Annotated in this window: 8 protein-coding genes; 2 read left to right on the top strand and 6 right to left on the bottom strand. The window is 46.6% G+C overall.

What is annotated here, in order from left to right; genetic code table 11:
• Positions 1-18: 18 nt before the first annotated feature.
• A complete protein-coding gene (locus tag TBC1_RS10070; RefSeq protein WP_062041672.1) occupies positions 19-702 on the bottom strand; it encodes a response regulator transcription factor in 684 nt (227 codons plus the stop codon).
• 229 nt (positions 703-931) lie between these two features.
• On the opposite strand from TBC1_RS10070, the gene TBC1_RS10065 reads away from it, so the two are divergent.
• Together TBC1_RS10065 and TBC1_RS10060 are read left to right on the top strand one after the other, a co-directional pair.
• Complete coding sequence (locus TBC1_RS10065; RefSeq protein WP_062041668.1) at positions 932-1,549, top strand: CAP domain-containing protein; 618 nt, start codon at positions 932-934, stop codon at positions 1,547-1,549.
• Between the two features lie 53 nt (positions 1,550-1,602).
• Entirely contained in the window at positions 1,603-2,208 is a 606-nt protein-coding gene (locus tag TBC1_RS10060; protein ID WP_062041665.1) for an outer membrane beta-barrel protein, read from the top strand.
• A 46-nt stretch (positions 2,209-2,254) separates the two neighbouring features.
• Here TBC1_RS10060 and TBC1_RS10055 read toward each other — a convergent pair whose 3' ends face one another.
• The 5 genes from TBC1_RS10055 to rbfA all read right to left on the bottom strand — a co-directional run bounded on the left by TBC1_RS10055 (position 2,255) and on the right by rbfA (position 13,254).
• Positions 2,255-3,163 (bottom strand): NYN domain-containing protein, encoded by a 909-nt coding sequence (locus tag TBC1_RS10055; RefSeq protein ID WP_062041662.1) that lies wholly within the window; start codon positions 3,161-3,163, stop codon positions 2,255-2,257.
• Positions 3,164-3,594: 431 nt separating this feature from the next.
• On the bottom strand, positions 3,595-7,428 hold the full coding sequence (locus tag TBC1_RS10050) for a C25 family cysteine peptidase (RefSeq protein ID WP_172668870.1): 3,834 nt from the start codon (positions 7,426-7,428) through the stop codon (positions 3,595-3,597).
• A 20-nt stretch (positions 7,429-7,448) separates the two neighbouring features.
• A complete protein-coding gene (locus TBC1_RS10045; protein WP_062041656.1) occupies positions 7,449-11,369 on the bottom strand; it encodes a C25 family cysteine peptidase in 3,921 nt (1,306 codons plus the stop codon).
• 278 nt (positions 11,370-11,647) lie between these two features.
• Positions 11,648-12,889: an FtsX-like permease family protein gene (locus tag TBC1_RS10040; RefSeq protein WP_062041653.1), complete on the bottom strand. Its 1,242-nt coding sequence runs from the start codon at positions 12,887-12,889 to the stop codon at positions 11,648-11,650.
• Positions 12,890-12,915: 26 nt separating this feature from the next.
• A complete protein-coding gene (gene rbfA / locus TBC1_RS10035) occupies positions 12,916-13,254 on the bottom strand; it encodes a 30S ribosome-binding factor RbfA (RefSeq protein ID WP_062041650.1) in 339 nt (112 codons plus the stop codon).
• Positions 13,255-13,377 lie beyond the last annotated feature (123 nt).

The following is a 13,377-nucleotide window of genomic DNA, read 5'->3' as shown; positions in this document are numbered from 1 at the left end:
GGACTTATTTGTGATTGTTCAGGCTTCGAATTTATACCCCACCCCTTTGATGGTTTTAATATTCTCAAGCCCTATTTTTTCACGTATTTTTCTCACATGCACATCTATGGTACGGTCACCGACGATTACATCGTTGCCCCATACACTTGAAAATATCTCCTCTCTAGAAAATACTTTATTTGGACGTGAAGTAAGCAGCAGAAGCAGTTCAAATTCTTTTTTCGGAAGCGAAATCTCTTTACCGTCTTTTATTACAACATACTTTTCGCGGTCAATGGTCAGGTCCGGCAGATTTACCGGCGGCTCCGGCGATTTTCTGCTTCTGTGCCGGCGCAGCAGGGCTTTTACCCTGCTTGTTAGCACTTTCGGCTTAATGGGCTTTGTAATATAATCGTCAGCACCGGCATCAAAACCCGCGATCTGGGAATAGTCCTCGCCCCGGGCAGTGAGAAAAACGATAATGGTATCTGCGAAACCGGGGAGCAATCTGATTTCACGGCAGGTTTCAATTCCATCCATCTCAGGCATCATCACATCCAGAATAACCAGGTGAGGATTTTCATCCCGGGCCAGTACCAGACCTTCACGACCGTTTTTTGCCTTCAAAACATGGTATCCTTCTTTTTTCAGATTATAACTGAGAAATTCCAGCACATCCGTTTCATCGTCAACAAGAAGGATCTTAAATTGGCTGTTTTCCATAAATAATGAATGCTTATTAGACAGACCTACCAAAATTAATCGAATTTCGGTGAATTTTTAAAATATTGTCTGCTGCATGGCAATATTTTATACAGATTTTGATTTTCCGGCCTGATATTTATACATTCCTGCAGCAGCCGGCTTGTATTAATAAAGCCGGAAAGGATAATACAACTGCATAACATTATAGCGAAGGCCACGTTATATTCTGAACTATAATTGCTAAAAAATGAAAGTGATCCTTCCCGTACTCGCGCTTTTTTTGATTTTTCAGGGTTACAGTCAGCCATCCGCGGGGCACGATACCGCTATCGTGGAGGAAACCCCGGTGCATTGCCTGAATGAAGCGGAAAAAGAACTTGCTTCAGCGATCAATGCATACAGGAGCATGAAAAAGCTTGCTCCGGTTCCTTTGTCGGTTTCCTTGTCGCAGGTAGCCCGGCTACATGTACTGGACCTTGCAGAAAATTATCATATCGGCGGTAAGTGCAACATGCACAGTTGGTCAACTGATCCGAGATGGAGTTCATGCTGCTATACCGAAGACCACCGGAAAGCCTCCTGTATGTGGAATAAACCGCGCGAATTGACCAGTTACACCGGAGATGGTTATGAAATCGCTTTTTACTCAAACCATGATTATTCCTCGGAAAGAGATTTTGCTTTGGATGCCCTTGAAGGATGGAAAAGCAGTAAAGGGCATCATGACCTTATTATTAACCGGGGCAAATGGACAACAGCGAACTGGAAGGCTATGGGTGTCGGCGTTTTTGACGGATATGCCGTTATCTGGTTCGGAGAGTTACCCGACCGGGCCGGATCACCTGAAGGATGCACCGGTAAATAAAATTTCCCTACCTTTATTTCCGGAAAGTATATTGGAGTTCGTAACTTTGAGAAATGAAGGTATTTTACTCATTATTATCAATATTACCCTTTTTAACCCTTGGTTTGCAGGCTCAGCAATTCTCCGGTGGTGTGAGGGCGGGACTTGTCGGCAGCCAGGTGGCCGGGGATATGTATTCCGGCTATCACAAAGCTGGCATCAATCCGGGTGTCTGGGTGAGCCTGGCTACAGGAAAGCGGTCTTCGGTTCAGATGGAACTGGGGTATATCCAGAAAGGCAGTCGGGAGAACCCTGATTTTGAAAGGAACCGTTTCGATACGTATATCATGCGCCTCGGATATATTGAATTGCCCTTTCTATACAGGATAAATTACAATGAGCTGCTTGGATTTGAAGCCGGCCTGGCCATGAATTTTCTGATCCACCAGAGGGAGACCTTTAATGGTTATGAAACCGTTGAATCGCCTTTCCGGGGACAAAATCTTTGTTTTGTCGGAGGTATGTCCATTCACCTGAACGACCGGATACGATTCAATGTACGTACGGACAACTCTTTGTTTTCAATCAGAAAAAACAGGGTTTCGGGCGATGTCTGGCGATTCTGGGGATACGGGCAGTTCAGCGATGCGCTGATACTTTCCGCCTACTATACTTTATAAAAAAAGCCGGCTTATTCAGAGCCGGCTTTTTTTATAATTGAAACCTTTATTGTAAACCGGGTTCAATTTTTCTGACGTTGTAGGCGACTTCTTCGCCGCGCTCGTTACGCCGGATTTCAAATTCGACCATATCTCCATCCATGATTTCATTGAAGTTGCCATCGAGGACATCTTCGTAATGGAAAAACAGGTTGTTGGGCGGGAACGCGATAAATCCGTATCCACTCTTCATATTGAGGGTACGGCTGCGTTGCACACCTTCAGGGACCGGTTTGTTGATGTATTTCATCCGGTTTTCATCCTGTTTGTCGAACAGATTCGATATCACGGCGTCATTCTTGTTCAGCCGGTTGTCGATCAGTTCGTGCATGGCCACAGGATAAGTCACCTCCTCAAGCAATTCCTGGGATGTGCGTGTTACACTTTCACGTCCGTTCATGTCCTGATACCTGAAATCCCAGCTCAGCAGCATGACCCTTGTTCCAAGTGTATTGAGTTTTCGCACGAGCGGAACGTAATCCCCATCGGATGCGATAAGCACCAGAACATCAAATTTTTTGAAAACGGTCAACTCGTAAGCCTCAAGTGCGAGCCATACGTCAATCCCTTTTTCCTCACGTTTTCCACCACGCATGCGCAATGGCAGGTAATGTGTAATTACCTTTTCTCCCATCAGGATATCATCAAATATCCTTTCAGCGTAAAGCTTGTTTTCGCTGCTTTGTGCTTCGTAAGCACTTAACCTCCCCCGGAAGTAATGTGAATCAACAATGTGGCACAATTTAACGTCAATTCCCTCCTCCTTTGAAACACGATTGCGGATGAAGTTATGCAATCCCTCAATACTTATCCGCGCATTACGTTCGTGCTCGTAGTAATAATAATTACTTACATGAAGAAAATAATTGCCATCATAAAAAACGCCAATTTTGATCATACTATTCGTGTCGTTCATTTTGATATAAAATAATGGTTAGAAATAATAAAAATTGATATTTATGCTTAGCTTTTATGCTCCCAATGTCTTTTTTTTACCCTCAATTTGCAAAGATACTCAATAAATTAACCATTGGTTTCGATATTTTTTAAAAAGTGTTAAAAAAACACTTGTTTCCTTTCAGATGTTGAATCATTTACTGCAATACATAATGGTTCCTTAGCCGGTGGGCCTTCCTGAAGTGAGTGGCGTTTTTTCCTGCCTGATAAGACCCTTTACCGGATTGTGAAGCAGGAGATATAAGTTGACAGGAATTAAAGTCACAACAGAATACCGGCCCGGCGGGGTGAACTGTATTAGCTTCAGGAAAGCAAACCATAGGATATTTTCTGAACAGAAATGGCCGGTACCTTACGCACCGGCCACTGTAAGCAGAAATTTGTATTTTATTAATGGTTCACAATCAGCTTTACATACTGACGGATGTCATTGGTCTCTACCAAAAGTATGTAAATGCCGTTTGAGAAACCTGAAAGGTCAAGCCCTGCAGAACCTGAGAAGGGAGCTGTCCGGGTAATCAATTCTTTTCCGGCAGTGTTGAATACCCTGAGGGTTACAGGCCCGGAGAATCCATCCAGATTAATATTGAAATAGCCGGTTCCCGGATTTGGAAACACCTGCACGGATTGTCTCGCTTCAGAACTGATTACTCCCATACAGTAATCCACGGTTATATATCCTTCTTTCACAATTGTCTGGGATGATACTCCGTCAGTGATGGTGAGGGTGACATCATAAACGCCGGGTTCACGGTAGGTTACCACCGGATTTTGCTCATTGGATGTGTCAGGAACTGCGCCGGGGAAACTCCACGCCCATGAGATGACGTTACCAGCGGAGAAATCTGTAAATTCAATTTCTTCAAGTTCACAAACCTTTGTTTCGGAAGCAATAAAGTTGGCAAGTAACGGGGCTGAACTGCTAAGTCCGAAGAAGTTGATGTACTCCATCATCAGAGAGTCTTTTACCGAGCGGCTGTCGCTGTCGCTCAGCCCACCGAATTCAAATGATGATCCAATGGTTCTGTAGTTACCGCCGTCGTATGCGATGGCTGTGAAGTACTCAGGTAAGGAATTCCTGAAAAGTGGCACAGCATTTTCGAGGGGTAACAGGCGGTCGATGTAGTTGTTGTCGCCCTCGAATTCAAAGGACATGTTCTCTGCCATGGTTCCGCTCTCGCCGTTCAGGGTTTTAAGGTCACCGCTGCCGTCAGTATCTCCATCAATCATAAACATCGGATGAGCCGGGGTTGGGTCGTTATATGCCCAGGTATCCCCGCCTTCCATATAAACCTTACCGCCTGCATTCATGAAGTTAGCCAGTGCCTGGCCCTGGGTATTGGTGAGCACGGCATTGGAAGTATAGGTGCCGAGGCAGACGAAAATCGACTGATAAGGTCCGAGGATCAGGGGCCACGAAGTGAGGTAATCAGCAGTTACCGAAAGATTGGTAAGACAGTTTCTGATTACCGGGCCTGAATTATGATTTCCGTCAAGGTCGATGATCAGAACCGGGATCTGCCCGATGACCACGCTGATAGGCGCGGTTGAGGTAAAAGCTCCGCCTGCCGACATGGTAATTATAAATTGAACGGTGTGTCCAGTGGGTGTTGAAGGCAGGGCAGTTACCGTAAATTCGGCGCTGATGGTTTCATAACCCCCGATTGTGCCATAGCTGATGCTGTCGGTGTGTATGATTACATTGGGATCATCGGAGCTGAGCAGGCCATAAACGTCCGAAGCAGGCGCTGTTCCGGCATTGACGATGGAAAGGTTCATCTGGAAGGTTTCCCCCGGATCGGCTTTGCCATTGTTGTTGCCTTGAGTGTCGGTGAGGATATTTCCTGCAAAATTGAGCACGACAGAATGTGCAATCACATTGAAGTTCCCTGACCATTCATTTTCTCCGGCAATAACTGTGTAAGAGAATGGAATGGCATATCCGTCAGGGACATCGCTGCTTACACTGAAAGCAAATCCATCAGCAACAGCGGCAATCTGGCCAGCAGCGATCAGCGGATAAACTTCAACTGTATCGGTAAGGGCAATATACGGGTCGGTGCAGAAAATGGTCACAATTGCGTTCTCAACATCTTCGGTTCCAACATTTTTCAGTCCCAGGGCCATCATTACCGATTCGTTGTAATCCAGCTGCTGGTTATTATTTCCTGCGGCATCATTGATGCTGTAGTTATTATAAACAACATAGGGACCTTCCAGCGGGAGTACATCGATATCAGCAATATAGGGGATGTGATTAAAAGCGGTTACCGCCAGTTTCATTGTTCCTACGTTGGTGAGGGTCGGTATTGTAATGTTGGCTGTTCCACCATTGACAACAGCTGTACCGAGGATTTCTCCGTCAAGGGTCAGGCATGCCAGCGCCCCCTGGGTGTTGCAGGTTATTGTGAACTGGTTTGAACCGATAAAAGCAACCGGATTATGATTTACACTCAGGTCTTGCGGTAAAGCAGTTCTTACCATCAGCGAAGGATCACCGAAAATCAGCCAGGTGTCTGTCATTTCAGCGCCATCAGCACCGTAAGTATCATTCATTTTCATACACCCGTTCATAGAAATCCCGCCGAAAGTACGCTTAATGTTATCCTCGTAAGATTCCACCAGAATATCGACCATATCATCCTGCCCGTCCATGGGAGGATTCCAGCTCTGATTGATGGTAGACATTAATGTAGCAACTGCCCCTGTAGGTCCGTTGGCATTGGATGCCCTGAGCCAGGCTTCAGCAAAGCAGGTGTTGTTGAGAAAGTCTCCGTTGACACAGGCCACAGACCAGATAAAAGGCCACATATTGTTGTTGTCGAGCCCGTTTACGCCGCTGTTTGAGAAACCGGTTGTACTCCAGGATGTCTGGCTGCCATGACCAACATAATTGATGATGCTGCGTCCGGTGTTCACTTCAGCTGACACATGTCCTGAATTCGGATTTCCCGGAAGGTCTTCGCCTCCCTGACTTCCGTCATACAGTTCACCGACAGCCGTGTAGGTATAACCTATCAGGTCGGTACGGATATTGCGCATGTGTTGCCAGTCATACTCACCGTCATCGCCGGGCCCTTCGCTTGAAGCAATGCCGAAGCCTTTTGAGAACCAGTCGACGTTTACATCCGGGTTTTGCTCATAAGCAATGCTGCGGTTCACCTGAGTCTGCACCTGCGCTGAGTTCTCGGCAGAAAAGCGGCCAACAAAGATTTCAGGATAATGATCGTTTCCGGCCAGGTAACCGTAAGCGTGATCAGACGGGCCTCCGATGTTTCCGGTGGTTACCGTTGGAACCTGAGCGTGGTCACCAACCAGCAGCAGGAATGTTAATCCGTTGGTGGCGTAATAATCGGCTACAAAATTCTTGATGGCTGTGGAATTGGTGCCGATGGTTGAAACATCAACGATTTCTGTAGGAATTCCGATGGTCTTTTTCCAGTCGACAAAATCCTGCATATCAGCCATAAAGGCACCATGAGAAATAATCAGCATATTTCCCTGCTCTTCCAGCGGGGTATATCTTGATCCATTGTGTGCGTTCAGAAAATGTCTTTCATAAATCCTTTGAAATTCATCCACTGTGGTTTCCGGCTGTGAATTGCGCTCCAGTACATTAAGGGTCGACAAGCCTGACTGGAAAACCTCCACCGTCATCTGGTGATAAACCCTGAGGGTTCTGGTTACAGGATTATAGCTGAACGGATTGACAATAATCGTTTGTCCCCTGTGGTCACGCAGAATATAGGGGTCGCGCAGGTCTGCCATTTGTGCAGGATAGAACGCGTCCTGCTCATAAGCCCGGCCGTATGTGTAAGGCACGGTTGCCGGGTCAATGTCCCTGGTAAAATTCCCTTTTGAAGGTGCAATGTCGATAAAGGGGTAATCAATATAGCTTGATGAAATTACCCTTACATCCATCAGTGCATTATCGGGAATGATCAATGAAGCGGTGAGTTTGGGCAGGTCAGGCATTCCTTTTTCCAGCATGGGCGAAGCTCCTTCCAGATCCACAACAAAAGCATCACCGCGGGGTGTGGTTACCGGAATCAGGTTAAAACCCGCTAACTCAAATTCAACCACTGATGTAGAAGCATCCGAGGATAACAGGGTGGTATGGGCGGCAACCGGCTGATCTGAAGTGATGGTAACCCAGTTCTGCGCGGAAACTACTCCGGTTAAAACCAGGAGAATGACTATGGTGAAGTTCGTTTTTAATCGCATAAAGTTCATTTTTTCGGTTTTTATTCAGAGTAAACAACTTTTCTGACGGTGGTTTTATCATTGGCCTGCAATTTCAGGAAATATATTCCGGGCTTCAGCCCATAAGGATGGAATATATGAGAGTGATTTCCCTGGTTCAGGTTTCCTTCGGTAATGGTCTGTATTTCCTGTCCCAGCAGGTTGAGCAGGCTGATTTTTGCCTGGCCGGCTTTTGTAAGGCTGAAACTGATGTTGAGCTGATTGCGGAAAGGAACTGGGTAAACGGTCATTTCGCTTGCAGCTTCCGGAGATTCAACGCCAACCCCGGAGAAGTATACTTCCTCTGACGGCTCTGACGAACAGCCATCCGCTGAGGTTACCACCACATAGTAGTAATCCGAAGCCAACGGCTCATATATCTGATAAACAGCGCCTTCAATTAAGCCCTGGCTGTTATACCATTGATTACCTTCTGATGCGCTGGAGACAAGCTGCGTTGATTGCTGTTCAATAACGGGTGTGGCCGGAATATCAAGAACTTGGATTTGCAGGGTATCGCTGGCTGCATATAGCAGGTTCACAATATTCACTATAAAATCGGTGCTTTCTGACAGAGTGGCCACCGGGTTAAATATTCCGGGGTCTGACAGCAGATCGGCAGGCGACCAGCTGTGCTGAACCTGACCCGAAGCATTGGTCACAAAAGCGAACAGATTGGCTTCACCCACACCACAGAAAGAAGCAGGATAGGCAAAGGCTTTAACGGCCAACTCTGTTCCCTGACCGCTTCCGTTGGAGGAGGGGAAATTAATGTCATCGATAAATACTGCATCCGACCCTCCTGTAGCACTGCCATCCTTACTGTAGGTCCATTTGAAGGTATGTTGTCCGGGGGATACCGGATAAGAAACAGTTCCCCATGACTCGTTACCCGACCAGGCTCCTTTTTCGACGTTGTCAATATAAAAATTGAGGAAGTCATATCCGCTTTCACTGGATACCGCGCGGGCAAATGAAATTTCGTCATCTGACAAAACGTTCATGGTAATCTGCAGGGTGGTCGAGGCATTATGTCCGATAGCTCCGGAACGTGCGGCATAGGTTCCGCTGTTGACCGATGTTGAGGTGATTGTCCAGGGCACGGCACTGGTATTCACCCAGGGATATGACGAAAAATCTCCGGTTTCAAAGTCTTCAATGATCAGACCTACTTTTGGGTTGTATACCATTGATGAACTGTAAACCCCGGATGCATTGGCAAAATAAAAATCGACGATGGTTCCGACCGGAATATCCGGGCTGACGGCCACCTGATAGACGGCATTTCTGGTGGTTTCACTTTCAATCTCACCGATTTCATACTGAATCAGGTCTATATCCAGCCATTCACTTTCGGTAAACAGATGCGCGAATGTCTGTGGTGCGGCACAGTGGCCCTGGTTGGTTACCGGGAAAGAGATCAATACATTTTCTCCGGGATCCAGCCGCCTGTTTCCGTTTCCGGTGCCCTGCAGGAAATCGTCAATGATAAGATCGCCTGCAGCAAGCAGGGGCGCATTGAGTTTCGTTGTAAAGGAAGCAAGCCATGTTTCAACTCCGTCAGTGATGGTAAGTTCAAAAACGGCGGGATGCTGATCGGGAAGCCACATGCTGGTGGTGACCTCAAAAGCATATTCAAGGCTCACGATTTCACCGGGCCCGATAGCCGGCCAGGTTTCAGTACCCTCCTTCACTTCTACATAAGGACTGTTGGTAGTAAGTGTAACCGTAAGATTTTCAGCCACTGAATTCCCGACATTTTTCAATTCCATGTTGAACCCGAATGATTCATCATATTCCGGTAGTTGATTGTTGTTGGCATTCTGGTCATTGACCAATTGCGACTGAAGTAACACATAGGGCCCTTCCGGGGATGCGACCAAAACAGTGCCGATATATGGCTGTTTGTTTTGTGCCGTAACGATGACGTCGGCATTGCCGGGTACGGAAATGGGATCCAGTTCAACCACCGCTACCCCGGATTCATCGGCCAGGGCGCTTCCGTATAAAATCCCGTCTTTCGAAATGGCAACATAGGCATAGGGAGCGGCATTTACCGTAAATGCATCTGATTGCAGGGGCATCAGCGGCTCATAGGTAACATTCATAGGTTCCGGCACCCCGAAGTAAACCATCAGGGAGGGGTCTCCCATCAGGCAATAGATCTGCCAGTAATAGGTAATTCTGGAGGAACCGGACTCGGTAACGGCAAGGTTTCCGGAGAAAAACATCTGCGACTGCGTGGTAAACCAATCTTCAAACGCCTCGCCATGATCGTGGAAAGCCCTGTCATAACTTCCAAGCGTCGTGCTTTCGTAGGTTGGGTTGAGAACGATCGGACCTACACCCACGCCGAAGTAGAAATCTTCGTCCCAGTAGGTGCTGTTCGAGGCGCCGATGTACCCGATAGCACCCTTATCCTGAGCCCTGAGCAGTTCTTCTCCGAAACAATTGGTATTGTATGTGCTCGTAAGGCAGCAGTTTCCGACCAGCAGGGGATATTCTCCGTAGTTCTGTAAGCCGGGGATATCAGAAATTTCAAATGAAGGATCTGCCCAACCGCTTGAACTGCCGTGTGCGGTGTAATTTCCATAGGCCACGCCATCACTAACATTCTGGATAATGGCAGAAGAGGCGCTGCCCGAAGCCGGATAGAGATAGGTATGACTGTTTATCCCATGGGCTTCATTGAAATAGGTTGATGTTCCGTAATTTATCTGACCATTGCCATGGATGGCTGCATAACTTCCGTCGACGCCCGATATCATCAGGCTTTCTCCCAGAAATGAAGGATCCGGGAAAAGGTACTGTTCGTACATCAGGGTTTTATCGATCTGGGGCTGCAACTGCGCTACGGAGGTGGCAGAGAAACGACCGTAATAGATTTCAGGAAGGATGTCGTTGGTATATTCGCAGTAATAAAGATCGGTTACGTGCCCGCCCTGGCTGTAGGCCGGGATCTGCGCCACATCACCCACAAATAATACAAAACTGGGGGCGGGATCCTCGGGTGTTGCAGAATTGTAAATATTCTGCAGATAACTCTTGATGGAAGCGGTGGTTGTTCCTACGGCAGGATCATTGGTGTAAGCTTCAATCATCGTAAACCCTTTTCTGGTCTTCCACTGAATGTAAGGCTGAAGCGTTGCCTGAAACATCGGGTCGGAAACTATTACCATCTTAACAGGGTAACGGGTAAGGTTTTCCCTTTGTGAGGATCCTTTGGGCAATGAATTCAGGAATGAAAATCCGCTGAAAAAAGGTGAACGTGTCTTGCTGTAAAGTTCGGTGGCGGCAGCATAATCGGCGCCGTTAAATCTGATATCCACTTCAACATTGTCGTAAACCCTGATCGTCCCCTGCACCGGATTATATTCAACCGGGGCAATTTCGAGGCGGGCGACACGGGTATTGCGCATGGTGCCGATAACCTCAACTTTTGCAAGGGTGTTTTTCAGAAAATGGTCTTTTTGATAAACGTCATTTTTAATTACAAAATCAATATTGCCCTGATGGCTTTTGGCAACGCCCGGCTGGGTTGGCATCAGGGGATGGAAGATGCCGAAATCACCGAGGGTGTATTCCCTGACATCGTATGAAATAACCCTGACCTCGGGAACTGCACCGGCAGGGATCTCGATAAGCCTCCGCATAACAGGCAGTTTTGGGGAGCCTTCTTCCCAGGTAAAAGTATAGCCACTTGCTGAAATTTCGGTAAATAAACCTTCATCCGTATTTACATCAAAGAAATTAAAGGAAGTGAAGGTATTTTTAACCCTTATACCCTGGAAAGCATTTTCTTCAAGTGTAATGCCGTTTGCCCGGGTTGAATTGAGCACAACCTGGGCAATGGAGAATTGACCGGTCAACAGAATAACTGCCAGAATTCCGGCTGAAAGCAATTGTTGTAAAACTTTTTTCATGAATTTGAAATTAAAAGGGTGATCCCGTTCATAGTGCCCTGCAAATCTATATATAAATCAGATCAATCCAACGTTTCAGCTAAAAAAAACAGATTGTTTAACAGCAAGAACAACAGTTAATTAGCCATTTTTTTTGATTTTTTCGGTCAATTTGCGGTGGGATTTCCCCGTGCTTTGAAAAATTTTTTATTTAGTCAGGCCATTGTTAATCAGGAAAAATTCCATTGGTAATACCATCTTCCACTTATTGTCCGGTGATTGAACGGCAAACAAGGATGTTACCTTGAATGGAGGGATGCCGGCAACGATCCGATTTTACCTGCATTCCTTACCGGTAGCCAGGCAGCGATGAATCCGATTGCGGAAACGATCAGGAAAATGTAAAGAAAGTCCATTCCCTGCATAAGCACGGGATAAGCATCGATCAGAAAAGATCCGCCTTCAGTATTGATTTTGACCAGCCCGAATCGTTGCTGAATCATGCAAACCAGAGCGCCCAGGATCATTCCGGCAATGGCGCCGCTGAATGAAACCATCATTCCCTCTGTTAAAAAGATTTTTCTTATCAGTTTGCTGTCAGCACCCATACTGTAAAGCACGGCGATATCCTTGCGTTTGTCGAGGATAAGCATCGAAAGGGATCCGATTACATTAAAAGTCGCGATGAAAAGGATAAATCCCAGGATCATAAAAATGGCCCATTTCTCTGACCGCATGATGCGGTAGAGTACTTCCTGTTGTTCAAAGCGGTTCTTCACTTCGAAGTTATTTCCCAATAACTGTCTGATGCCGGATTGTATCTTTACCATGTCAGTGCCCGGGTTTAAGGCAATTTCGACGGATGAAAGCTCCCCTTCATACCCAAGTACTTCCCGGGCAAAGGATATCGGGACAATCATATATTTTGAGTCGAAATCCTGCTGAATGGAGAATATCCCAGCAGGTCTGATATCCATCCGGTTGAATGCCTGTTCGGGATTTACACCGATCGCTCCTTTGCGCCGGGGCGCATATACTTCGATTTCGCGCTGAAAATTGTCAAGATTCAAACCGAGATAGTAAGCAACGCCCTGCCCGGGGATGGCAAGCGGTTTCCCGTTAAACTCCAGCATCAGCGCCCCTTCGGTAATCATGCTGCTGAGGCCGGTCCAGGTTTCATAATTGTGATCTACCCCTTTGAGGGTGGCCAGGTATTGGTTATTGTCATAGCGCAGCAGGACTTTCTCCTCTATGGTTCCGGTTTGCGCCCTGACTCCGGGTATTCCGGCAATTTTGTCCCAGGGGTAGGTATCCGGGCTGAAGGTTTTTCCCCGGGCAGGCATGACCTTTATTTCAGGGTCAAAAGTATTGAAAAGCGAAATGACCAGGCTTTCAAACCCGTTGAAGACGGAAAGCACGATTACCAGCGCCATGGTGCCTATGGTGACTCCGGCTACCGAAACCCCTGAAATAATATTGATCACATTGTGTGATTTTTTTGATTTCAGGTATCTCCAGGCGATGAAAAGCGGTAATCTCAATTTACCCGTTTTAAGGTTAGAAAATATCAGGATTTCAGCAGATTATCGATGTTCTCTATATAATCAAGTGAATCATCAATAAAAAAGGCAAGTTCAGGTATAACCCGCATTTGCTTACCCACCCGCAGGGCAAGCTGATGCCGGATCTCTTTTTTATGGGCGTTGATCCTGCTGAAAATATCTTCTTTGCTTCCGGCTCCGAACAAACTCAGGTAGACTTTCGCCAGGGAGAGATCGGGTGTAATGTTTACTTTGGTAACGGTGATCAGAAATCCGGGGAAATTATCACGGGCCAGCAGGCGGAATATTTCACCCAGGTCTTTTTGTATCAGTCTCGAAATCTTCTGTTGTCTTGTACTTTCCATGATGCAAAGATAGATAATAAAAGAAAGAACCCTTGCGTTATTCGACTGAGTAAGCGTTTTCGATGAACCAACAAAGCTGTTTTAGCCATATCTTTGCCCCACTGCTTTAACAGCAGTAGCCTT

The sequence above is a fragment of the Lentimicrobium saccharophilum genome (assembly GCF_001192835.1).
Lineage (GTDB): Bacteria > Bacteroidota > Bacteroidia > Bacteroidales > Lentimicrobiaceae > Lentimicrobium > Lentimicrobium saccharophilum.
This window is presented reverse-complemented; position numbering and strand designations above follow the sequence as displayed.